Annotated in this window: 24 protein-coding genes; 10 read left to right on the plus strand and 14 right to left on the minus strand. The window is 34.9% G+C overall.

The annotated features are described in order from the left end of the window. Positions 1-106 precede the first annotated feature (106 nt). Positions 107-1,306, plus strand: a complete 1,200-nt coding sequence (locus OZX61_RS05865) for a sigma-54 dependent transcriptional regulator (protein WP_277094159.1) — start codon at positions 107-109, stop codon at positions 1,304-1,306. Here OZX61_RS05865 and OZX61_RS05870 read toward each other — a convergent pair. After that, the gene (locus OZX61_RS05870) at positions 1,303-1,989 is read right to left on the minus strand and encodes an LrgB family protein (RefSeq protein WP_277094160.1); all 687 of its coding nucleotides are present in this window, start codon (positions 1,987-1,989) and stop codon (positions 1,303-1,305) included. The two genes, OZX61_RS05865 and OZX61_RS05870, sit on opposite strands and share 4 nt — an antisense overlap. 14 nt (positions 1,990-2,003) lie before the next feature. After that, positions 2,004-2,420, minus strand: a complete 417-nt coding sequence (locus tag OZX61_RS05875; RefSeq protein ID WP_277094161.1) for a CidA/LrgA family protein — start codon at positions 2,418-2,420, stop codon at positions 2,004-2,006. 117 nt (positions 2,421-2,537) lie between these two features. Between OZX61_RS05875 and OZX61_RS05880 the strand changes: the two genes are divergently transcribed. Continuing rightward, positions 2,538-3,425 carry a LysR family transcriptional regulator gene (locus OZX61_RS05880; protein WP_277094162.1) on the plus strand — a complete coding sequence of 296 codons (888 nt, stop codon included), beginning with the start codon at positions 2,538-2,540 and terminating at the stop codon, positions 3,423-3,425. 43 nt (positions 3,426-3,468) lie between these two features. On the opposite strand, the gene OZX61_RS05885 is transcribed toward OZX61_RS05880, so the two are convergent. Continuing rightward, on the minus strand, positions 3,469-4,080 hold the full coding sequence (locus OZX61_RS05885) for a superoxide dismutase (protein ID WP_195772610.1): 612 nt from the start codon (positions 4,078-4,080) through the stop codon (positions 3,469-3,471). A gap of 280 nt (positions 4,081-4,360) precedes the next feature. Between OZX61_RS05885 and OZX61_RS05890 the strand changes: the two genes are divergently transcribed. From OZX61_RS05890 to OZX61_RS05900, 3 genes are all read left to right on the plus strand, one after another. Further along, positions 4,361-5,818, plus strand: coding sequence for a SulP family inorganic anion transporter (locus OZX61_RS05890; RefSeq protein ID WP_277094163.1), 1,458 nt, complete (start codon positions 4,361-4,363; stop codon positions 5,816-5,818). Positions 5,819-5,972: 154 nt separating this feature from the next. Next, a complete protein-coding gene (locus OZX61_RS05895) occupies positions 5,973-7,340 on the plus strand; it encodes an AarF/ABC1/UbiB kinase family protein (RefSeq protein WP_277094164.1) in 1,368 nt (455 codons plus the stop codon). Between the two features lie 295 nt (positions 7,341-7,635). Further along, positions 7,636-8,928: a dicarboxylate/amino acid:cation symporter gene (locus OZX61_RS05900; protein WP_277094165.1), complete on the plus strand. Its 1,293-nt coding sequence runs from the start codon at positions 7,636-7,638 to the stop codon at positions 8,926-8,928. Between the two features lie 59 nt (positions 8,929-8,987). Here the strand turns inward: OZX61_RS05900 and OZX61_RS05905 are convergent, their stop codons facing one another. The 3 genes from OZX61_RS05905 to OZX61_RS05915 form a co-directional block, all read right to left on the minus strand. Continuing rightward, a complete protein-coding gene (locus OZX61_RS05905) occupies positions 8,988-9,479 on the minus strand; it encodes a hypothetical protein (protein WP_277094166.1) in 492 nt (163 codons plus the stop codon). An 81-nt stretch (positions 9,480-9,560) separates the two neighbouring features. Continuing rightward, positions 9,561-10,955: a class II fumarate hydratase gene (fumC, locus tag OZX61_RS05910; protein ID WP_277094167.1), complete on the minus strand. Its 1,395-nt coding sequence runs from the start codon at positions 10,953-10,955 to the stop codon at positions 9,561-9,563. Between the two features lie 97 nt (positions 10,956-11,052). Then, a complete protein-coding gene (locus tag OZX61_RS05915) occupies positions 11,053-12,060 on the minus strand; it encodes an SDR family NAD(P)-dependent oxidoreductase (protein WP_277094168.1) in 1,008 nt (335 codons plus the stop codon). 352 nt (positions 12,061-12,412) lie between these two features. Here OZX61_RS05915 and OZX61_RS05920 point away from each other — a divergent pair, with 352 nt between their 5' ends. The 5 genes from OZX61_RS05920 to OZX61_RS05940 all read left to right on the plus strand — a co-directional run bounded on the left by OZX61_RS05920 (position 12,413) and on the right by OZX61_RS05940 (position 14,498). After that, the gene (locus tag OZX61_RS05920; protein WP_277094169.1) at positions 12,413-12,973 is read left to right on the plus strand and encodes a hypothetical protein; all 561 of its coding nucleotides are present in this window, start codon (positions 12,413-12,415) and stop codon (positions 12,971-12,973) included. Positions 12,974-13,135: 162 nt separating this feature from the next. Beyond that, positions 13,136-13,504, plus strand: a complete 369-nt coding sequence (gene tusD / locus OZX61_RS05925) for a sulfurtransferase complex subunit TusD (RefSeq protein ID WP_195772602.1) — start codon at positions 13,136-13,138, stop codon at positions 13,502-13,504. 32 nt (positions 13,505-13,536) lie between these two features. Then, positions 13,537-13,887 carry a hypothetical protein gene (locus OZX61_RS05930; protein WP_195772601.1) on the plus strand — a complete coding sequence of 117 codons (351 nt, stop codon included), beginning with the start codon at positions 13,537-13,539 and terminating at the stop codon, positions 13,885-13,887. Between the two features lie 4 nt (positions 13,888-13,891). Next, positions 13,892-14,176 carry a DsrH/TusB family sulfur metabolism protein gene (locus tag OZX61_RS05935; protein ID WP_195772600.1) on the plus strand — a complete coding sequence of 95 codons (285 nt, stop codon included), beginning with the start codon at positions 13,892-13,894 and terminating at the stop codon, positions 14,174-14,176. A 10-nt stretch (positions 14,177-14,186) separates the two neighbouring features. After that, positions 14,187-14,498 (plus strand): TusE/DsrC/DsvC family sulfur relay protein, encoded by a 312-nt coding sequence (locus tag OZX61_RS05940; protein ID WP_195772599.1) that lies wholly within the window; start codon positions 14,187-14,189, stop codon positions 14,496-14,498. Positions 14,499-14,502: 4 nt separating this feature from the next. Here OZX61_RS05940 and OZX61_RS05945 read toward each other — a convergent pair whose 3' ends face one another. The 8 genes from OZX61_RS05945 to OZX61_RS05980 all read right to left on the minus strand — a co-directional run bounded on the left by OZX61_RS05945 (position 14,503) and on the right by OZX61_RS05980 (position 21,858). Beyond that, positions 14,503-14,964: a hypothetical protein gene (locus OZX61_RS05945; protein WP_195772598.1), complete on the minus strand. Its 462-nt coding sequence runs from the start codon at positions 14,962-14,964 to the stop codon at positions 14,503-14,505. A gap of 104 nt (positions 14,965-15,068) precedes the next feature. Then, complete coding sequence (locus OZX61_RS05950) at positions 15,069-16,211, minus strand: amidohydrolase (RefSeq protein WP_277094170.1); 1,143 nt, start codon at positions 16,209-16,211, stop codon at positions 15,069-15,071. Between the two features lie 10 nt (positions 16,212-16,221). Continuing rightward, positions 16,222-17,010: an amino acid ABC transporter ATP-binding protein gene (locus tag OZX61_RS05955; protein ID WP_277094171.1), complete on the minus strand. Its 789-nt coding sequence runs from the start codon at positions 17,008-17,010 to the stop codon at positions 16,222-16,224. Further along, the gene (locus OZX61_RS05960; RefSeq protein WP_277094172.1) at positions 17,007-17,927 is read right to left on the minus strand and encodes an amino acid ABC transporter permease; all 921 of its coding nucleotides are present in this window, start codon (positions 17,925-17,927) and stop codon (positions 17,007-17,009) included. The genes OZX61_RS05955 and OZX61_RS05960 overlap by 4 nt, the downstream gene beginning before the upstream one ends. Then, positions 17,924-18,466, minus strand: coding sequence for a GNAT family N-acetyltransferase (locus OZX61_RS05965; protein WP_277094173.1), 543 nt, complete (start codon positions 18,464-18,466; stop codon positions 17,924-17,926). Before OZX61_RS05965 ends, OZX61_RS05960 begins: the two co-directional genes overlap by 4 nt. 14 nt (positions 18,467-18,480) lie before the next feature. Further along, positions 18,481-19,485 carry an ABC transporter substrate-binding protein gene (locus OZX61_RS05970; protein WP_277094174.1) on the minus strand — a complete coding sequence of 335 codons (1,005 nt, stop codon included), beginning with the start codon at positions 19,483-19,485 and terminating at the stop codon, positions 18,481-18,483. A gap of 11 nt (positions 19,486-19,496) precedes the next feature. Next, positions 19,497-20,843, minus strand: a complete 1,347-nt coding sequence (locus tag OZX61_RS05975; RefSeq protein ID WP_277094175.1) for an LLM class flavin-dependent oxidoreductase — start codon at positions 20,841-20,843, stop codon at positions 19,497-19,499. A gap of 13 nt (positions 20,844-20,856) precedes the next feature. After that, positions 20,857-21,858: an MsnO8 family LLM class oxidoreductase gene (locus OZX61_RS05980; protein ID WP_277094176.1), complete on the minus strand. Its 1,002-nt coding sequence runs from the start codon at positions 21,856-21,858 to the stop codon at positions 20,857-20,859. Positions 21,859-21,968: the final 110 nt, after the last annotated feature.

The raw sequence follows: 21,968 nt of genomic DNA on the forward strand, positions 1-21,968 counted from the left end.
ACCATTTAACAAAAAAATTATATTTATCAAAAACTTATAAAATATTTGTAAAATGTGGTGTCAAAATATATGATAATATTGAAACATGAAACAAAAATTATGAAACATGAAACGTCTAAATTTTTCTACAGAGTCAAATTTTAAAAACTTTATTGATCAATATCTTGTACTCAATGCTCACCTATATAGTCATACTTATATTAAAAACGGCCATCACTTTTATATTTTTTCTCCTCACAAAATAAGTGGCCTTCCATCTAATTTTTTAAAAAATATCAATTTAATGCATTACATCGAAGCTGAAATTTATGTACAAGCATCCAATATTGGCTATTTTTGTATTATTGAAGATAATTTAGATAACAAGCATGATGAAGATGAGCTTTTTAAATATTTAACTAGTCAATCATCTAAAATGGCACAAGTATTTAATATTTTAAAGAAAGTTGCCAAAACTTCTTTTCCTGTATTGGTTCGCGGAGAATCTGGAGCAGGTAAAGAAAGAATCGCTCAACTAGTTCATCAGTTTGGTAAACGATCAACTCATCCTTTTATTAGCATTAATTGTGCCTCTCTTCATTCCAATATCTTAGAAAGTGAGCTTTTTGGGCATGTAAAAGGCGCTTTTACAGGTGCTATTCGTGACCATAAAGGTGTATTTGAACGCGCAAATCATGGCACCTTATTTTTAGATGAAATTGCTGAATTGCCTTTAAGTTTACAAGCAAAGCTTTTACGTGTTTTAGAAACTGGGGAATTTACACCTTTAGGGGGAGAAAAAACTATAGTGACAGATGTTCGTATTGTTACTGCGACACATCGTGCGCTTAGAGAAGAAGCAAAGCATGGACGTTTTCGTTATGATTTGCTTTACCGTCTGCGTGTCATCCCTATTTTTATACCGCCGTTACGTGAAAGAAAAATAGATATTCCATATTTAGTAGAAAAAATTATTAATGAATATTCAAGGGATTATCTAACACAGCCTAAAATAGATCGTGAAGTATTTAAAATTTTTGACACTTATGATTGGCCAGGTAATATTAGAGAGCTGAAAAATACATTACTTTATGCACTCACCATGGCATATGATCGTCCTTCTATTACGGTTGAAGATTTGCCTCAAGAGTTAATTTTTGAATCACTACAGCAATCTTCTGTACAGGTAAATAAATATGTAAATATTACGAAGGAACGACTTACTCAAGTGCTTCAAGAATCGGAATATGATTTAAGCCAAACATTAGATAAGTTAAATATTAGCCGAAGTACATTGTGGCGTTACCGTAAAAAATGGAATATTTAATTAAAAAATAAATGAATTAATGTTGGCCCTAAAATAACCATGAGAATGCCTGAGATTACCATCGTTAAACTGGCAATTACACCTTCTTCATTGTTTCTTTGTTGTGCACGTACCGTACCAAAGCCATGAGCACCACTTCCAAGAGCCGCTCCATTGGCAATATTAGATTTAATACGTGTAAGGGCAAGTATAAAATCACCAAAGATCATTCCAATAAGCCCTGTTAATGCTGTAAATAATGAAACTAATGTTGCAGAGCCATGAATATTTTCTGCAAGTACAATTGCAAATGGTGTAGAGATCGATCTTGCCATGAGACTATGTGTAACCTCACTATCAAATCCAAAAAGTTTGGCCATTTGATATGCACTAAACACACCTACACTCATTCCAACAATAATGGCAACGCTTAGAACAACAATATGATTTTTAATGGTTTCTCGGTATCTATATATTGGTACTGCAAAAGCAACAGTAGCGGGCCCAAGTAAATTAACAATCCACTGTGTATCTTGTGCATATGTTTGATATGAAATACCAAAAATAACCATCAATATAATAGTCACTGTAGGTACAGTAATTGCTGGAGATAACCAAGCTTTAGGATGTTTCTTATAAGTTTGTTTGGCAAATAGATATGCTACGACTGTCCAAACAAGACAAATGATTGACCATATATTCATTAACTCATCCTCTCTTATTTTATAGCATTCAATGTATTTGCAGATTTTTTCTTATTTTTGTGTTTCCATTCTTTAAAGCGATACAGAAAGTGAATGGTTAGGCTCGTACTTAACATCACTAACGCCGTTCCAACGATAATGCATATTGCCAGTTGCCAACCTTGACTGATAAAAAGCGATTTATATTGAACAACAGCAACAATAATGGGTAAAAAGAAAAGTACCAATTCTCGCAGAGCAGCATTTGCGCCTGATTCAACATGTTCAATCTTTATAATCTTAAAAAATAAGCAGAATAGTAAAAGAAATAGACCCAATATTCCTGGAGAAATTGGAAGTTGGAGTTTTTTTTGTATTATTCCACCAATAAACCAAAAGCTAAGTAACCCTAAAAGTTGTAGAAAGGTCATAAGTAAACTTTTTATATTCATCTATCTACCTAGTAATTTATCGATTAGCTTTATTTTAATGTAAGTTATATATAGACAATATGATTTATCTCATAGAAAATTATTCTAAAATGGCATAATAAAATAATTGAGTGGTGTATGGTTTCGCTAAAATTATTACAAAGTTTTGTGACTCTTGTGAAAACTAAAAGTTTTACACGTACTGCTGAAACATTACATATTACACAGCCCACTGTTAGTAAAAATATTGACCAACTTGAAAATGAGCTTCATGTAACTTTATTTGTTAAAGCAGAATTAGCAAAAAAAAGAACCATTAAACTTACAGAAATTGGTCAACGAGTTTATATTCATGCAATTAAAATTTTAAATAATCAGCAAGATTTATTAATAGATATCCAAAATTATCGAGATTTAAAAGTAGGTACATTACGCATGGGTGTTCCTCCTTTAGGCGCTCAATTATTAACATCGACCTTATTCGACTTTCATCAAAAATGGTCTAATATTGAATTGTCATTTCTAGAGGTTGGCTCTAAGGGTATAGAACAAGCACTCATTAATCATCAATTAGATGTCGGTGTTTTACTTGCTCCTATTGATGAAGAGAAGTTTTATAAAATGGAGATATGCAATTATCCACTGATGGTTGTTGTCCGAAGTGACTCTGAATGGGCAAAAAAATCAATCATTTCGCTTGAAGAATTAAAATACCAATCTTTCCTTTTATTTCAGGAAAACTTTTCATTAAATCAGCGCATTTTAGATGCATGTAAATTACATGATTTTGTACCGAGCATCGTCTGTAGAAGTAGTCAATGGAACTTATTGGCCGATATGGTATTTGCACGTATGGGAATTACATTATTACCAAAATATTATACAGATTTATTAGATCATAGATTCTCTGCAATACCACTGCATCGACCGAATATTGAATGGCATTTAGTTATGGCATGGCGTAAGGATATCTTACCCTCACCCGCCGTTAATGCATGGCTTGAAAGTATGAGACAGAATTTCTAAAAAAAGGGCAATAATTTGCCCTTTTTTATAAGTAAAATATCAATTATGCAATAGCATCTTTATAACGTCGTGCAACCTCATCCCAATTTACAACATTGTAAAAAGCAGAAATATACTCAGGACGACGGTTTTGATATTTTAAATAGTAAGCATGTTCCCAAACATCTAGACCAAGAATCGGTGTATTACCACTCATTAATGGAGAATCTTGGTTTCCACTACTTTCTACAATAAGTTTTTTCTCGGGTGTTACACTTAACCATGCCCAACCACTACCAAAACGGCTTAAGGCTGCTTTGGTAAATTTATCTTTAAAAGCTTCTAGACCACCTAGGTCGGTTTCAATTGCTTGTGCCAATTCAGCTTTAGGCTCGCCACCACCTTGAGGACTCATTACTGTCCAAAATAATGAGTGGTTTGCATGGCCACCGCCGTTATTAATAACAACATTCTTAATATCTTCAGGAACTTCATTTACCTTAGAAACAAGTTCTTCAACACTAAGCTTTTCCCACTCGGTACCTTCAATTGCGGCATTGATATTATTGATATAGGTTTGATGATGCTTTGTATGATGAATTTCCATTGTTTTTGTATCAATGTTTGGTTCTAGTGCATCATATGCATACGGTAATTGCGGTAATGTATAAGCCATTTTTCTATATCCTTGAATATAAATAATAATTACTATCAATTACAGTACGACATTTTTTTAACAAAGACAATCCGTCCATTTATAAATTATGTATGTTTTTCTGTAAATCTAAATTACATTGTCTTGTAAAACCCATGCTATCATTATTCATAAATCTTATTCAGCATCGATAATCGGTGCATCAGAATGTCTCTTATAACCTTTCGGTTAGAACTTAATTTTCAGAAATTTAAATGTACTCAAGTAAATTCTTTGCTAGGGTACGATTATGGATTTGTATATGCTCGCAAATTATAAAAAAGAATGGTTCTCTAATATTAGAGGAGATGTACTTGCAGGTCTGGTTGTTGGACTTGCACTTATTCCAGAAGCAATTGCCTTTTCCATTATTGCAGGTGTAGATCCGAGTGTTGGTTTATATGCTTCGTTTTCTATGGCTGTTGTCATTGCATTTGTTGGTGGACGACCAGCTATGATTTCTGCTGCCACTGGGGCAATGGCCTTGTTGATGGTGACTTTGGTCAAAGAACACGGATTACAATACCTTTTTGCAACAACGATTCTTACAGGTATTTTTCAAATTATTATTGGAAAAATTAAACTTGCTAAACTCATGCGGTTTGTATCGAAGTCTGTTGTTATTGGTTTTGTTAATGCATTAGCAATATTAATATTTACAGCACAATTACCTGAACTAACACATGTTCCTTACTTAGTGTATGGGCTCGTTGCTTTAGGACTCGCGATTATTTATCTATTCCCCAGAATTCCAAAAGTAGGTTCACTACTACCCTCACCTTTGGTTTGTATTGTTGTAATTACTTTAATATCTCTTCTTTTCGGTTTTCATATTAGAACTGTTGGGGATATGGGGCATCTTCCAAATAGTCTACCTATTTTCCTAATCCCTAATATTCCTCTAAATTTTGAAACATTCACTATTATATTTCCTTATGCGATTGCAATGTCATTTGTTGGATTATTAGAGTCTATGATGACTTCTACAATTATTGATGAAATGACAGAAACACATAGTAATAAACATCAAGAATGTATAGGACAAGGTATTGCTAATATAACTACTGGTTTTATGGGAGGCATGGCTGGCTGTGCCATGATTGGTCAGTCAATGATTAATGTTAAATCTGGTGGACGTGGTCGACTATCTACATTTATTGCTGGTATCTTTTTACTTATTTTGGTCGTTTTTATTAGTAGTTGGCTGAAAGTCATTCCAATGGCTGCTTTAGTCGCCGTGATGATTATGGTTTCTATAAGTACATTTGAATGGAAATCCCTTACTCAATTTACAAGAAATCCTAAGAGCAGCAATATCGTAATGATAGCAACAGTAATTGTTGTGCTATTTACACATAACCTTGCTTTAGGTGTATTAACGGGTGTACTCCTCTCCGCACTTTTCTTGGTAAAAAAACTAGAAAATCAAATGAGTGTAAATCATTTCATTCAAGACAATACGATCATCTATGAAATTAAAGGGCAAATATTTTTTAGCTCCTCAGAAAAATTTCTTAAGTTCTTTAATTTTGATGAGAAAAAAGTAAAGAATATTGTTATTGATCTAACACATGCTCAAGTTTGGGATATTACTTCTGTTTCTGTTTTAGACTTAGTGGTTGATAAGTTTAAGAAGAACGGTTTTTCCTGTTCTATTGTTGGTTTAAATGATGATACCTTATTGATTATACATAAGTATGGTAGTCATTCTAAATTATAAATTTAATTTGCTTAGGCTATTTAAATTGTTATAGAAGTTTAACTGAGGTTTTTTAATACGGATATATCGGTTATTTTCCGATACAATATAAGAAAATATATGTATTGATATATCCGTAAATCAATTCAGTGCACCCAACTAAAGGATTTTCACTATGTCTGATCAAAAAGATATATTAAAAAACTTAAAAACATCTTCTATTGATCGACGATTATCTATCGCGAAAGCATCATTTCTTGCGGGGACACGTTGGGCAACTTCAAATGCAACTTCCTTTTTCTCAAGTGAAAAGGAAAAAGAAAAAAAGAGAAAACAAGTTCTCCGAGAACAAGCACGATACCTTGTTTCTGAAATTGGTAAATTAAAAGGCTCTATTGTAAAAATAGGTCAAATGATGGCGCTATATGGCGAGCATTTCTTACCTCGTGAAGTAACAGAAGAATTAAATACATTAAATAACCAGACAATTGCATTAGACTGGTCGTCTATTTACCCTCACGTTCAAAATGAGCTAGGTAACAAGATTTCCGATTTAGAGATTGACCCCCACCCTATTGGCACCGCTTCACTTGCACAAGTACATCGTGCCAAAAGAAAATCAGATAATTTAGATGTTGTATTAAAAATACAATACCCAGGAGTGGCGAATGCAATAGATTCAGACATGAATCTATTCAAACAGATGCTAAAACTTACACATCTTCTTCCTCAGACTAGAGAGTTTGATCAATGGTTTGAAGAAGTACGTGAAATGATGCATCGTGAAGTCGATTACCAGTTAGAAGCAGCAACAACGAAACGCTTTTCGGAATATCTAAAAGATGATCATCGCTATATTGTTCCGACTGTCATTGATGAGTATTGTACAAGCCAAGTATTATGCATGACTTACGAAAGTGGTATTTCTGTGAATAATCCAGAAGTACTCTCTCTTTCACAAGAACGGCGCAATTTAATTGGTGAAGCAGCTTTAGAAGTAGCTGTAAATGAACTCTTCGTTTGGGGAGAAATGCAAACTGACCCTAATTTCGGTAATTACTTGGTTCGATTAGCCAAAGCAGATGATGAAATTGATCGTATTGTATTACTCGACTTTGGCGCTATAAGACAGTTTGATAAAAACCTTCTTTCTGTTGCACACGACTTGATCCTTGCAGGATACCATCATGATCTTGATAAGATGGTCTTAGCCATGCGTGGTTACTCGTTCTTTGAACAAATTCCAGTAAATATTAAACCAGACATGGCTAAAGTCTTTTTAGTAGCAACAGAACCATTTAGCTCTATACAAAATAATCCTGACCTACCTGAAGGTGTCATGGATACAGAAAATAGATACGATTGGAAGCGTAGCCATTTGCACAATAGAGTAATGCAACGTGCAAGTAAATCTATGGCTTCACGTTATTTTAGTATCCCTCCTAAAGAGTTTATGTTTATCAGTCGAAAGTTCATTGGTGCATATACTTTTATGACAGTGATTGAAGCTAAAACTAATCTTCGTAAAATGATACGCGTTTAATAACTGAGCCCAGAGTTAATTCTGGGTTTTTTATGTCTTTCGCTTAAATGCTTAGGCTATTTTAGGTAATTCGACTAAAGTATATGGCCATCATTATTCGCTATAAAAACGCATTAATTTTAATTTAAGTGCATGAATTACATAAAATAAATTAAAAAAACCAGCTAATTAATCTGTTTTTTCTCTTTATATCATTTCTTTTTTGAATAATGAACATTTCGACTTGTAATAGTTTTTTGAGTAAAATCCGAATTAATTGATATTTTAAGTTTTAGAGTAAAAGGATGATTCAATAATGGACGTTCACGATCACCATACTTCTGGTAAAAAACCTAAATTTTACCAGATTCTATATGTCCAAGTTATCTTCGCAATTACGATAGGTATCTTACTTGGTCACTTTTATCCTGCGGTTGGTGAAAGCTTTAAACCTCTAGGTGATGCTTTTATTAATATCGTGAAAATGATTATTGCACCTGTAATTTTCCTCACAGTCGTTACGGGTATTGCAGGCATGAATAATATGGGAAGTGTAGGACGTGTGACTGGTAAAGCAATGCTTTACTTTGTGACGTTCTCTACTCTCGCTTTGTTTGTGGGTATGATCGTAGCAAATATTGTTCAACCTGGTCATGGCCTTAATATTGACCCCGCTTCACTTCAAGGCGATAAAGTTGCCCAATATGTAGAAAAAGCACATGATTCTACAATTGTTGGCTTCTTAATGGGAATTATTCCAAAAACACTCATTAGTCCGCTTGTTGGTGGAGATATTTTACAAGTTCTTGTCGTTGCAGTTTTATTTGGTATTGCACTTGCTTCTACAAGTAAGCAATCACAGCCGATTATTGACTTTTTAAATACCTTAACCGTACCAGTATTTAAACTCGTGGGCATGCTAATGAAGCTTGCACCAATTGGTGCATTTGGTGCAATGGCTTTCACTATTGGTAAATACGGCGTAGGTTCAATTGGTAACCTTGCATTGCTCATTGCAACGTTCTATATCACATCATTATTATTCATACTTATTATTTTAGGGGCTGTCGCTAAGTATAACGGCTTCTCTATTATTAATCTGATTCGCTATATCAAAGATGAACTTTGGTTAGTATTGGGCACAAGCTCTTCTGAAGCTGCTTTACCTAATTTAATGAAAAAAATGGAAAAAGCAGGTTGTGAAAAATCGATTGTTGGTCTAGTTATTCCAACAGGTTATTCATTCAACTTAGATGGTACAAATATTTATATGACCATGGCGGCGTTATTTATTGCTCAGGCATGTAATATTGACTTAACCATTGGTCAACAATTAACACTACTCCTCGTTGCTATGATTAGTTCTAAAGGGGCTGCAGGCGTTACTGGTGCAGGATTTATTACACTTGCTGCCACTTTGTCGGTAGTACCAGACGTTCCTGTTGCAGGTATGGCACTTATATTAGGAATTGACCGTTTCATGTCTGAATGCCGTGCATTAACCAACATTATTGGTAATGCTTGTGCAACAATTGTTGTGGCACGTTGGGACAATGCTTTAGACAAAGAAACATGTGATCGTGTTTTAAAGCAACATCATGCAGATTAATACAGCCAATTAAAAAAACCGCCTGAATGGCGGTTTTTTTATGATGATAATACCCGTAATTATAAAGTGGCATTTAATATTTTTGATGATACATAGTTTTTCCATAAACCGTGTAAAGTTGGTAGATAGAATTTTTCACCTACCTCTATTAGATCAGCATCAATAAGGGCATGTAAATTTTGCAAAAAGAGATAATCTAGTTCAACAGTTTTTAGCTGAGGATGTTTCTTACTATATTCTTGTCTTTTCGCTTTTGCTTGTTTAACGAGCTTATCGGCATACGGTCTATTTTTAAATTGTGCAAGTGCAGTTAAACGTAACTCTACAACTCCCCATCCACTGACAAGCAGTTGGAAAATTTTAAAATCAACCTCTTTAGACTCCCACTGCATTTTTTCCAAGTCATTATCTTCAGGTAATACAGGAAGTAGAAGCTCCATAACACTTGGAAAGATTTTTTTAAAATTTAAGATAAATTTGACAGGATGATCACCTGGATAATCTTGAAATTGAATATGTTGTTTTGCATCTGTTAAATAAATATCAAGCATAAAATGATCATCAGCACTTAAAAATTATTACTATTGTAAAACATAAGCATAACGATTCAAAATAGCTGATGATCTTAGTGTCTATTTCACATTCGGTGAAACCATATTCTCAGGTTTGACAACTTCATCGAATTGTTCTTCTGTTACCAAATTTAATGCTACAGCAACTTCTTTAAGTGTTTTACCTTCCTTATAAGCAGTCTTTGCCACTTTTGCTGCATTCTCATAACCAATCACAGGGTTTAAAGCAGTCACTAACATGAGAGAGTTGTGTAAAAAATAATCAATCTTTTCATGATTTGCCTCTATACCCACGGCGCAATTTTCATTAAAACTATTACATGCATCGCCTAAGAGACGAATTGACTGCAATAAGTTAAATGCAATCACGGGCATAAATACATTCAGTTCAAAATTACCAGATGCGCCAGCAACATTAATTGTTGTATCGTTTCCTAACACCTGTGCAACAACCATCGTCATTGCTTCACTCTGCGTTGGATTAACCTTACCTGGCATGATACTTGAACCAGGTTCATTTTCAGGAATTCTAATTTCCCCAAACCCACACCTTGGCCCACTTGCCAACCAACGTATATCGTTTGCAATTTTATTTAGACTAACTGCCAAGGTTTTTAAAGCACCAGAGGCAAAAACTGCCGCATCTCGGCCTGCAAGCGCTTCAAATTTATTCGGAGCTGTCACAAATGGAAGGCCTGTTAGTTCAGCCAATACGTCTGCAGACTTCTGCGCATATTGAGGATGTGCATTTAAGCCTGTACCTACAGCTGTACCACCTAATGGCAGTTCATATAAACCCTGTAGAGCCTGATCTATACGTACCAATGCATGATCAAGTTGCGATACATAACCACTAAACTCTTGACCAAGTGTTAACGGCGTAGCATCTTGCAAATGAGTCCGTCCAATTTTCACAATATCACTAAAGTACTCTGATTTTTTTGCAAGTGTTTCTCTTAGAGCTTTTACTGCAGGAATTAAAAGTTCATTGATATGTAAGCTAGCCGCAACATGAATTGCTGTAGGAAAAGAATCATTTGTAGATTGCGCACGGTTTACATGATCATTTGGATGAACTGGCTTTTGGGAACCAAGTGCATTACCAAGTTTTTGATTTGCAATATTGGCAATTACCTCATTACAATTCATATTACTTTGTGTACCTGACCCTGTTTGCCATACGACAAGTGGAAATTGATTATCCCATTGGCCGTCGATAACTTCTTCAGCAGCTACAACAATATGGGAAGCCAACTCATGAGGAATCTGTTCAAGCGTTGCATTTGTTAAAGCAGCAGCTTTCTTTACAAGTCCCATACCTTTAATCATTATTCGAGGTAAGTGCTCTTGACCAATCTTAAAGTTTTGTAAACTTCTTTGTGTTTGAGCCCCCCATAAAGCATGCTCAGGAACTTCTACCTCACCCATTGTGTCATGTTCTATACGTACACTCATTGATGTTCTCACCGTTTAGTTATATCCATATGTCATTATTTTATGATAAACAATCGAATCACCATAGTAAATAATAATAATTATCATTTATTTAAATCTAAGTCGTATAAAATGCCCATTGATGTTGAATAATATCACCTATCCCTCTGTGAGGAGTCCAATCTAAAATCTGAGTAGCCCTCTGGATACTCCCATTTACTCTTTCGAGTCCATGATAATGATTAGCTTCATAAGGATGTTTCACAATAGGAATATCTACCTGTAGTGTATTTTTAACATGTTCAATAAGCTCCAAAATACTATAAATTTGAGGGTGTGTAATATTAAAAACTTCGAAAGTATGATGTCGTTTATTTGTATAAAGCCAATGAATCGCAGAGATTACAGCATCACACACATCTAAAATATGAATAAAACTTCGCTCATCTGAACCATCACTCGTTATTTTATTTTCATATAAATCGATATGAGTACGTTCATGATTTGCTACTTGCAGTAATAGACCTAAAATTGTTTTAGGGACGGGTGGAATAAACTCACCTAAAAAACCTTCCTGAAAAGCCCCTGCAACGTTTGACAAGCGAAGTACCATGACCTGCCATTCCACATCTGTTGTAACTAGATCTTTAAACATTGTTTCAATCATTTGCTGAGATTTAAGATACGGATTATTCGATATATAATTTAAAGATGTTTCTTCTGTAAACTCAGTACCAGAACTTCCATAGACCATCACACTCGATAGAAAAATAATTTTTCGAATACCAGCACGTTGCATGGCACGAATTAAACTGATAGATGAACTGAGATTATTATTATAATATTCCACAGGCTTCAGATGAGATTCTGAAACTGACTTAAACCCTGCACAGTGAATGACTAAATCAACTACATATTGTTCTATAAATTTGTTCAACGCAGGCGTATTACGCAAATCGCCATCAAAAAAAGGAATTGTATGGCCTGAAATTTGTTGCAGACGCTCTAACATATGTATATTACTATTGACCAAATTATCAACAATAATGATCTCTTTGCCCTGTTTTAATAAAGATAAGGCAAGATGTGAACCAATAAACCCAAGACCACCTGTAATTAGAATCATTATTTATTACTCCTTTGATTATTTGGTATTTATTTAATGCAAATATTCAAGGTTAGATACGGTATAAAAATATCTATACTTGTTCAGTTTGAATTTATAGATGTAATAATTTCTTTCATTTCATTTTTACACAGCTATTGATTGCTTTTCAGTCATTTTAATGATGCTTTTGGTTATAAAAACCATCGAAATGTTGAATTCACTAAAAAATTACTATCTTTACAAAATTAAATTAAATAATTATATATTATATTTTTTAAATATATAATATGTGTATTAGATGAAGTGCGCTTTATCTTTTTTGGCTGTATTTTTTATCTTTTTTTATTTATTTTTTTCAAATGGAATTTTTATGAAATCTTTCTTTATTTTTAGTATATTTGGCTTAACATCAATGACCTATGCTTATGCACAAGCACCATCATCTCTCACATCAAATATAACAATTGAAGATATCAATCACCATCAAACCAAATGGTGCGATGCGCTTATAAATATAAGTAAAACCTATCAAGACAATGGCTTGGCCGAAGCAAAAAAACAAGCATCTCAAATGATTGATGAACAATACTTAATTACAGACGGAGATCTATTATTTAAACCCACTTTATCTCAAACACCACAGACTTTTAGAACAACGAAAGAAGGTGCACTGGCCTATTTTGTAGGTGATAATCCAAACTTTCCAAACGACAAGGGATTCGCCTTAAAAGGTTGGAAAAAATGTAATATCGAAAATTATGTTGTAAAGAACTTAGGTAATACGGCGCTAGTTATGGGGAAAACACACTTAGAAGATAAATATGGAAAAACCACAAATGTAGATAAAACTTGGGGATTTGTAAAAGATCAAGCTGGCAATCTTAGAGTATTTTTACATCATTCATCTTTAGAATATCAACCTCAAAAATAATATATCGCCATACATCCTGATCATTTAAGTATTTTTAAATGATCAGGCCTTTAAAAACTTAACTTTCGCTATAAAGCTGACCACCTTGTTTTAGACGATGATTAAGATTGATCAGATTCATTGTATACTAATTACAATAGGATAATTACGGGTGAATAATTAATGAGTACACTCATTTTAATGACAACTGCACCGACTTCTTCAATTTCATGGCATGCTCTGGGACTTGCGCAATCATTAGAAAAACAAGGTCTACCATTGAGTGTATTTTTCTATCAAGATGCCGTACATATTGCAAATGCATTGAATTGGATGCCAGATGATCAACGTAACCTAACACAAGAGTGGCAAAAACTTAAAGTTCGACTTCCTGTATGCGTGAGTGCCGCACTTAATAGAGGTATTACAGACCAAGAAAATGCAATACGCCACCAACTCTCACAATCTAACCTTGCAGAGCGATTTGAGCTGGTTGGCCTTGGAGAACTTGCAGACGCCATACAATCGAGTGAACGTGTCATTCAGTTCTAAATGTATATAGATTCAAAAAAAGAGGGATTGATGTGAAAAGTGTACTTATTGTTTTAACACAACCCAATATTACGCAGTTACAAACCAATGAAAGTTTATCTGCTGCACTGGTCATGGCAAGTTTTGGATGTCAAACTACGATACTCCTCAAAGATGCAGCACTTTCATTATTGCAAGATGGCCTAACATTTAATAAAAATGAAAATATTGTGAAACCTGCTTCTGCAATGAGAGAAAGTTTGGAATTCTACGATATAGAAACAATCTATATCCAAAAACAAGATAGCAGTCATCCCTACGTTCTTCATTCAAAACAGCACATGACCTACATCGACTTCAATGTGAGTTTTCTTCAAACATTCGATCATATCTTATATTGGTAATTTTATGACGCATCGTATTTATTTAATACAAAGTGAATATATAAAGACAGCCACCCATCTATTGTCTTTAAAGGATATCGCAGAACCAAGCGACCCTATTATTTTAATGGGCGATGCTGTACTTCACATTCATTCGCCCTTGCTCGCAATGTTTGAAAATGTATATATCATTAAAACAGATCAGCCCTTAGTTGCGCATCTGCCATGCCCTAAAAATGTAGAAATTATTGACTATGATCATTTTGCTGAACTGGTTATTCACACCAAGCAATGTATTCGAATGAACTAATAGGATAGATATGAAGTTAGAGCTCGACCAAGATGGTCATTTAGTAAACTATACCGACTGGAATGAATCCGTTGCCCAGCAATTGGCAGAAAGTTTAGATCTCCATTTAACAGCATGGCATTTCAAAGTGTTAAACGGCGTTCGTCAGTTTTACCAACAGTTTGGTTATGCACCTGCAACTCGTCCGCTTATTAAATTCCTCATGAAAACGGTAGATGGTGAAATCACTAATATGATCTTACAACAACAATTCAATACAGGCTTAGTTGCACGTCAACTGAGCAGACTTGCGGGAGTGCCGAAGCCTGCAAATTGTTTGTAACCCATTAAGGTAAAATGCGCTTTAGATTTACAAAACATTGATTACCATCGGCAGAAGTACAAAATTGTAGATTATTTTGATCTTTCCAATGGACATAGTACTGTGCTACATCTGTATTCACTTCTGTTCTTTGTCCTGAACAATCTGGTTGATTGTTATCGAACTTCATTTGAATAGCTAAAGCGCCAACTTTTACATTATTGTCAGGAGACGGCTGATAGTCATATACACCCGTTGCCCACTCTGAAGCACTGTTAATGACCAAACGATTACCTGTCTTAAAGTTATAAAACTCCATACATTTTTTATTATTTGGAAGTTCAATTCCCCATAAACCATAGATTACTGGTCTAGGTACAATCGTAATATCATCAGCAGTCACATTTGGAGTGGCTTTAGGTTGTGTTGTTGCAAAAACAATTGTCGAGCTTATAAGCAATAAACTTGCTGTGAATAATTGCTTCATATTCGCCTTTTATTAAGTATTTATATAACTTTGTTTAAATTAACACAAAAACATGAAATTCCAACAAAAGATACCCGACCTTTTTGTTCTATTTTTTTAACCCTTTAAGATTGCTGTTCATCGATAAATATTAGTGCACGTTCAGCAAGTCGCGCCAAATAGATACTGCTAGGCAAAATAATATTTGTATCAATTTTAAACTTCGGGTGATGCAATGGATAAGGACCACCAGAGCCAATCATAATAAAAGCACCATCCATTTTTTCTTGATAAAAAGAGAAATCTTCTCCAATTGGACTTTTTTCAATGGTCTGACAGTCGAACTGATGATCCTGTGCAACCTCTAATGCAAAACTCGACCAATTTGCATCATTCATTACAGAAGGCGGCCCTGCTTGCCAGTCTAAATGAATATTTACAGCAAATGTTTTTTCAATACCTTCTAATATTTGCCTTATTTCATGTGCTATCTGTTCACGTACATGCGTATTAAAAGTTCGAACAGTTCCCTCTAAAAAAGCAGTATCTGGAATAATATTCCATGTTGTTCCACTATGTACCTGCGTTAAAGAAACCACTGCATTTTCACTAGAGTTAATTCTTCTACTAATAATGGTTTGAAATACCTGAATAATATGTGCAAGAACAATTAAAGGATCATTGCCATCTTGTGGTCTTGCAGCATGGGTACCTTTAGCCTGTATATGAATTGAAAATCGATCTACGCCCGCAGTTAATGCACCTGCTTTACATCCGATTATTCCAGCCGCTAAAGTTGGATCATTATGAATCCCAAAAATAGCTTGTATATTCTCTAAAACACCTGTTTGAATAATTTCCAGTGCACCCGTACCCACTTCTTCGGCAGGCTGAAAAATAATACGCACGCGCCCTTTGAGCTTATGCTCACTCTCTTTTAATAATATTGCCGCTCCCAACATTGCCGTTGCATGAAAATCATGGCCACATGCATGCATAACACCATCTTCTTGAGAGTGATAATGAACATCGACTTGTTCTTGAATCGGCAATGCATCTATATCTCCACGTAATGCAATACTATGCTCCCCCTGACCAATCTCTACCACGATACCTGTTTTTAAAGGTAAATCTAAAACGTTAATATGATGTTTTTCCAGTTCATCTTTCAGTTTTTTAGTGGTTTTAAATTCATGATTCGACAGTTCTGGATATTGGTGCAGTTCATGAAAAACTTGATGTAGATAGCTTTCTAAATGGTGTGACATAATCAACTCTCTAAGACAATACACTGGCCAAAAACTTTTGTGTTCTCATTTCAGATGGTGCAAGTAAGACCGAATCTGCTGTTCCCTTTTCTACAATCTGTCCTCGATCCATAAAAATAACGTAATCTGCAACTTCTTTTGCAAATGCAATTTCATGCGTCACCACAACCATCGTTTTTCCTAATTTTGCTAAGTTTTTAATGACATTCAACACTTCACCTACAAGCTCGGGATCTAAAGCAGATGTTGGCTCATCAAATAAAATGACTTTAGGGTCAAGTGCCAATGCTCGAGCAATCGCAACACGTTGTTGCTGGCCTCCAGACAATTGCGTTGGCCATGCATGAATCTTTTCTTTTAGTCCTACCAATGTCAGTAAATCCTCTGCTTTTTGAATAGCCCTAGATTTACTATAGAGTTTATGAGCAACTGGAGCTTCAATAATATTTTGCAATACGCTTAAATGTGGAAATAAATTGAAATTTTGAAATACAAATCCTATTGCTTTACGTTGTTTTAAAACTTCCTTTTCCTTTAGCTCATAGAGTTTATTATTTTTCTCACGATAACCGATAAATTCACCATCAATCTGAATATAACCTGCATCTAATTTTTCTAAATGATTCAAGGTACGGAGTAATGTTGATTTACCTGATCCTGAAGGCCCAATAATAACAGTAACCGATCCTGCAGGAATATCTAAGGAAACATCATTCAAAGCCACATGCTGTCCATACTGTTTAACAACATGTGTAACCTTTATATGTCCCTGAGAAGTTGGCTTATAATGGTCTTTCATACTTTTTCTCTCAGGATCGCAGACTGAATTGGCGAAGATTTTTTAAATGATAAAAGATGACTCATCGTTAAATGCGGTACGCTAGCTGTAATAGGCTGTCTTAGTTTTCTTTCAAGGGCATACTGTAAAATAGAAAAAAAGCTCGTAATAACGGTATACCAAACGGCGGCAACCATAAGTAACGGAATAACCTCTTGGTTACGGTTATAAATCATTTGTACTGTGTAAAAAAGCTCTGGCATTGCCAATACATAAACGATAGCCGTTCCTTTAGATAAATTAATACATTCATTAATCATTGCAGGTAAAATGCTACGAATCGCCTGAGGCAAAATAATACGTGTGGTTCGGTGCCACCATGAAAGTCCTAGTGCCGTAGAAGCTTCAATTTGGCCACGATCAACAGCCTGTATACCACCTCGAATAACCTCTGCAGTATATGCACTTTGTACTATGGTTAATCCAACCAATGCCGTCATAAACTGATCAAGTACATTTACAGTTTTATATTCACCATAAGACAGGTGTGTAAAAGGTATGCTTAGCGAAATATTCTCATACAAGTATGAAAAATTATATAAAATAATGAGAACCACCAATAAAGGTAACGAACGAAAAATCCAAATATACCCCCATGCCAAACTACGAATAAACCATGATGAAGATAACCGCATCATTGCAACCACACCACCTAAAATAAAACTAAGGATCATGGCAAAAAATGTCAGTTTCAATGTAATGAATAAACCATCTAAAATGGCTCGATCAAAAAACCAATGTTTAAAAACAGTCCATCCCCATTTTTCATTAAAAAAAATGGAATGTAGTATGGTCACTATGACAAAGAGCGAAAGGATTATCCCGACCCATTGCCAAGGCTTTTTATGAGGGACAATTTGATATTGTGATTGATTCATACGATGTCCCCATAAGTTAATTGTTTTTCGAATGGTAAGCTTCCGTCATAAGGGTCTTGACCATAATGATCAAAATTAAACTCACTATTGACTTCAAATAAAGGCCGATACGCTAAAGCTAAATATAATTTGACAGCTGGAATTTGCTTAAAACCTGTTGTGAGATAGATTCTTTTATATCCTGCGATTTTTGCTTGTTTTTCTAATTCCAAAACCACTTTTTCCGCAATACCTTGCTTTCTAAAGTCTGGATGTGTCCATATGCGCTTTAACTCGGCTGTTTCATGGTCATAACGTTTATATGCTCCCATAGCTATAACCTTGTCTTCATTTTTTAGTGTAATAAATAAACCATGAGGAGGCTGATAAAGCACAGCGGGTTCATATCGTTCTTGATGTTGTTTATCTTGATATATTGCTAATTTGCCATGCTTTGATAAAACATGATGATATATTTCAAAATATTCTTGAAACAGCCCATCTAACAATGGTTGTACGTGATCTGCGGCAATTGATGTCGGAATAAATTGAGTATTCATATGCTGATCTCCTTTTATTGGTCGCCCAAACCCGGTGGATTAATTTCCGAATCAGATACAGCCTCTGTTTTAACTCCCCAACGATCTAATATCTGTGAATATTTTCCATTTTGAATCACACCATTGAGTGCAATTTGAATTGGCTCTGCAAGACCACTACCTTTTTTCACAGTGACGGCAATATCTGCACGGCGTGGCCACCCCCCTTTAATTAATCCCGCCAAGTGAATTTTAGCGCCGTTTAATGCTTGCCATGCATAAATAGCATTTGGCCCCAAAATAGCATCTGCCCGCCCCGATTGAAGGGCTAAACTTGCGGATGCATTATCGTTATAGTAAAGCGCTTGAGCAGGCTTTAACCCTTTTTTCTTATTGTCCTCTATCCAAGTTAATAAAACTTTTTCCTGATTTGTGCCTGCCCCTACAATAACTTTAAGTCCTGCAATATCATCAGCGTTTTCAATTTTTTTAACCTGACTCTTATCTGAAACATAAATACCCAAAACATCTTGACGATATGTCGCAAAATCAAATTTCTCTTTTCGTTCTTTAGTTACAGTAATATTAGCCAAAACAGCATCGTATTTACCACTACTCAGTCCTAGTGGCCAATCTTCCCAAGAACTCACCACAAGTTTAAGTTTTAATCCCAAACTGTCTGCAATTAAACGTGCAATATCTGCTTCTGTTCCAATCACAGTTTTATTATCTGGCGCCATAACAGCAATTGGAGGTGATCCAGCATAAGTACCGACTGTAAAATAGCCTGCTTCGACAAAGTGATAATTCTTAGGAATTTTTGCAATCGCATTTTGGTTTATATCGGTATCGATTGGAGTCGTATTTTCCAGTAATATTTTTTGCTCGGATGTAGAGGGTGTATTTGTAGAGCTGACAGGTGATGAGACTGCAATGTCAGAAGATACTTTTTCATTTTGGATATTGTCATGATTACACCCTGTTAAATACAGACTAGTTGTAAGAATGCTTAGTGTTAAAAAGTTTTTATATAATTTCATTTTAAATTCTCTTAGGCTATTTTTTCTTTTTGTTGAATGGTTTGAAACTGATTATTAGGCCTAGACAACTGTAAATTTTCACGTAATGTTGTGCCTAAATATTCTGTTCTATAAAGCCCCTTTTTTTGTAAAATCGGTATAACTTGTTGAATAAACTGCGTTAAGGTATTTGGTGTTGCACCTTGAATAATAAATCCATCTGCTGCATTTTCCTCAAACCACTCTTCTAGCTGATTTGCAATTTCTAACGGCGTGCCAGTAAATGGAGGCTTCGGTGTCGCCCATGCCAATGCTGTCTGACGCAAAGAATATCCATTTTCCTTAGCCACGCGTTTAATTTCATCCGTAGTACTTCTAAAACTATTTTCCCCAAGCGTACCTAAGTCTGGAAATGGGGCATCAAGTTCATATCTTGAAAAATCATGATGTTCAAAAAAACGTCCCAGATAATCTAAAGCATTTTCAATCGACACCAACGTTGTCATTTGTTGGTACTGCCGTTCAATATCAGATTGATCTTGACCAATAAGCACACCAATGCCTTGGAAAATTAATAAATCATTTTCGTGTCGCCCGTAACTCTTTAATTTTTCTTTTACACTACGATAAAAGGCTTTGGCCTCTACTCGATTATGCTGATGGGTAAAAATTGCATCTGCATGTTTAGCAGCAAGGTCTTGACCACTTATTGATGCACCAGCTTGAAAAACAATAGGTCTATCTTGAGGTGTACGCTCAATGTTTAATGGGCCATGTACTTGAAAATACTTTCCTGTATGTTGAATGGCATGTAACTTGTTTGGATCAAAGAATTTTCCCGTTTCTTTATTACGAACAAAAGCATGATCTTCCCAAGAATCCCATAATCCTTTCACTACATCTAAATATTCATCTGCAATTTCGTAGCGCTGTTGATGGGCAGGATGCGGTTTATTATTGAAATTTTTAGATGTCCCTTCCAAAGGTGTGGTGACAACATTCCAACCTGCTCTTCCACCGCTAATATGGTCTAAACTTGCAAACTGACGAGCAACATTAAAGGGTTCACTATAAGATGTAGAGACCGTACCAACCAAGCCTATTTTTTGTGTAACACTTGCAAGGGCAGATAATAAAGTGATTGGTTCAAAACGATTCAAAAAATGTGGAATTGATTTTTCATTGATATATAAACCATCTGCAATAAAGACAAAATCAAACTTTGCTTGTTCTGCTTGTATCGCAATATTTTTAACAAAATCTAAATTAATACTGGCATTGGCAATCGCATCAGGGTGTCGCCATGCAGACATATTTCCACCTGCACCTTGTAGTATTGTTCCAAAATGAATTTGCCTACTATACGTATTGATAGTCATTTTATTTTCCTTATTACGATGCAACGGCATGCTTTATCTGAGTTAAATGTTGTATGAGCAAATCTAAAATATGTTGTCTTTGTTTATGATCTGCCAATGGAATATCCAGAATGAACTCATCAACTGGAAAGTTTTGATAATATTGATCAAGAGCGGATATGACTTGTTGAGCAGTTCCTTTTAAAACAGTTAAAGGTTCTTTTACTAAAGAAATTATTTTCTTATTTGCTTGTTGTGCGAAAGTATCTGCCATAGCTTTATTAAGTACTTTAAAGCGTTGACCATCTTCTAATTCAAGTGTCCAAACCTCTAAGTCTTTTGCCAATTCATTCGCATGCTTTTCTGTCTCTGCAATAATAATTTGTAATGCAATAATGGCTGTACGTTGAGGTGCTTTCTGTTTAAAAACCTGCAAAGATTTTCTGAGCTTTTCAATATCACCATTCAAATGCGCTGCAAACACAAAATTCCAATTTAGCTTTGCAGCAAGTAATGCACTTTCTTCACTGCCTCCTAGTAAAAAATACTCTGCTGGATGTTCTACTTTCGGATACACGGTTAAAGATGATTTTCCCTGAAGATAATCATTTAAAAGTGTCAACTGATCTTGAAATGTCCCTTTTTGACTCGGATTCACCGCATATTGCAATGCTTTAGTAGAAACTGGCATACCACCTGGTGCTTTTCCAACACCTAAGTCCACACGATTTTTTCCCAAAGTTGCTAAAAGGTTAAAGTTTTCTGCAACTTTATAAGGACTATAATGTTGTAGCATTACCCCCCCAGACCCCAGTCGAATAGTATGAGTTTGAGGCAATAGCCATGCTATTAATAACTCTGGTGATGTACTGGCGTATTGCTCAGAAGCATGATGTTCTGCAAGCCAATAACGTGAAAAACCTAATATTTCGAGTTTTTTAACTAACTCCAGTGTATGTTTAAATGCCTGTTCACTAGACTCATTATTTGCAATCGGACATTTATCTAAAAAACTTATATTATATTTAAGTGACATATTTATTTAAGAATAAAAATAATTTCCATTATTTAAATGGATTTTAATTAAAAACATAAATAATAAAATAATGACTTCTTATATTTAAAAATAAAATAGAACACTATTCT

Source organism: Acinetobacter sp. ESL0695 (genome assembly GCF_029392135.1).
GTDB lineage: Bacteria > Pseudomonadota > Gammaproteobacteria > Pseudomonadales > Moraxellaceae > Acinetobacter > Acinetobacter pollinis.

Excerpts from the sequence above, each read along its gene's own strand:
- OZX61_RS05870 (WP_277094160.1), bottom strand. The coding sequence starts at position 1,989 with ATGAATATATGGTCAATCATTTGTCTTGTTTGGACAGTCGTAGCATAT.
- OZX61_RS05865 (WP_277094159.1), top strand. The coding sequence starts at position 107 with ATGAAACGTCTAAATTTTTCTACAGAGTCAAATTTTAAAAACTTTATT.
- OZX61_RS05905 (WP_277094166.1), bottom strand. The coding sequence starts at position 9,479 with ATGCTTGATATTTATTTAACAGATGCAAAACAACATATTCAATTTCAA.
- tusD (WP_195772602.1), top strand. The coding sequence starts at position 13,136 with ATGAGTACACTCATTTTAATGACAACTGCACCGACTTCTTCAATTTCA.
- OZX61_RS05955 (WP_277094171.1), bottom strand. The coding sequence starts at position 17,010 with ATGAAAGACCATTATAAGCCAACTTCTCAGGGACATATAAAGGTTACA.
- OZX61_RS05900 (WP_277094165.1), top strand. The coding sequence starts at position 7,636 with ATGGACGTTCACGATCACCATACTTCTGGTAAAAAACCTAAATTTTAC.
- OZX61_RS05950 (WP_277094170.1), bottom strand. The coding sequence starts at position 16,211 with ATGTCACACCATTTAGAAAGCTATCTACATCAAGTTTTTCATGAACTG.
- OZX61_RS05960 (WP_277094172.1), bottom strand. The coding sequence starts at position 17,927 with ATGAATCAATCACAATATCAAATTGTCCCTCATAAAAAGCCTTGGCAA.
- OZX61_RS05945 (WP_195772598.1), bottom strand. The coding sequence starts at position 14,964 with ATGAAGCAATTATTCACAGCAAGTTTATTGCTTATAAGCTCGACAATT.
- OZX61_RS05915 (WP_277094168.1), bottom strand. The coding sequence starts at position 12,060 with ATGATTCTAATTACAGGTGGTCTTGGGTTTATTGGTTCACATCTTGCC.
- OZX61_RS05935 (WP_195772600.1), top strand. The coding sequence starts at position 13,892 with ATGACGCATCGTATTTATTTAATACAAAGTGAATATATAAAGACAGCC.
- OZX61_RS05965 (WP_277094173.1), bottom strand. The coding sequence starts at position 18,466 with ATGAATACTCAATTTATTCCGACATCAATTGCCGCAGATCACGTACAA.
- OZX61_RS05970 (WP_277094174.1), bottom strand. The coding sequence starts at position 19,485 with ATGAAATTATATAAAAACTTTTTAACACTAAGCATTCTTACAACTAGT.
- OZX61_RS05975 (WP_277094175.1), bottom strand. The coding sequence starts at position 20,843 with ATGACTATCAATACGTATAGTAGGCAAATTCATTTTGGAACAATACTA.
- OZX61_RS05885 (WP_195772610.1), bottom strand. The coding sequence starts at position 4,080 with ATGGCTTATACATTACCGCAATTACCGTATGCATATGATGCACTAGAA.
- OZX61_RS05890 (WP_277094163.1), top strand. The coding sequence starts at position 4,361 with ATGCTCGCAAATTATAAAAAAGAATGGTTCTCTAATATTAGAGGAGAT.
- OZX61_RS05920 (WP_277094169.1), top strand. The coding sequence starts at position 12,413 with ATGAAATCTTTCTTTATTTTTAGTATATTTGGCTTAACATCAATGACC.
- fumC (WP_277094167.1), bottom strand. The coding sequence starts at position 10,955 with ATGAGTGTACGTATAGAACATGACACAATGGGTGAGGTAGAAGTTCCT.
- OZX61_RS05895 (WP_277094164.1), top strand. The coding sequence starts at position 5,973 with ATGTCTGATCAAAAAGATATATTAAAAAACTTAAAAACATCTTCTATT.
- OZX61_RS05875 (WP_277094161.1), bottom strand. The coding sequence starts at position 2,420 with ATGAATATAAAAAGTTTACTTATGACCTTTCTACAACTTTTAGGGTTA.
- OZX61_RS05940 (WP_195772599.1), top strand. The coding sequence starts at position 14,187 with ATGAAGTTAGAGCTCGACCAAGATGGTCATTTAGTAAACTATACCGAC.
- OZX61_RS05880 (WP_277094162.1), top strand. The coding sequence starts at position 2,538 with ATGGTTTCGCTAAAATTATTACAAAGTTTTGTGACTCTTGTGAAAACT.
- OZX61_RS05980 (WP_277094176.1), bottom strand. The coding sequence starts at position 21,858 with ATGTCACTTAAATATAATATAAGTTTTTTAGATAAATGTCCGATTGCA.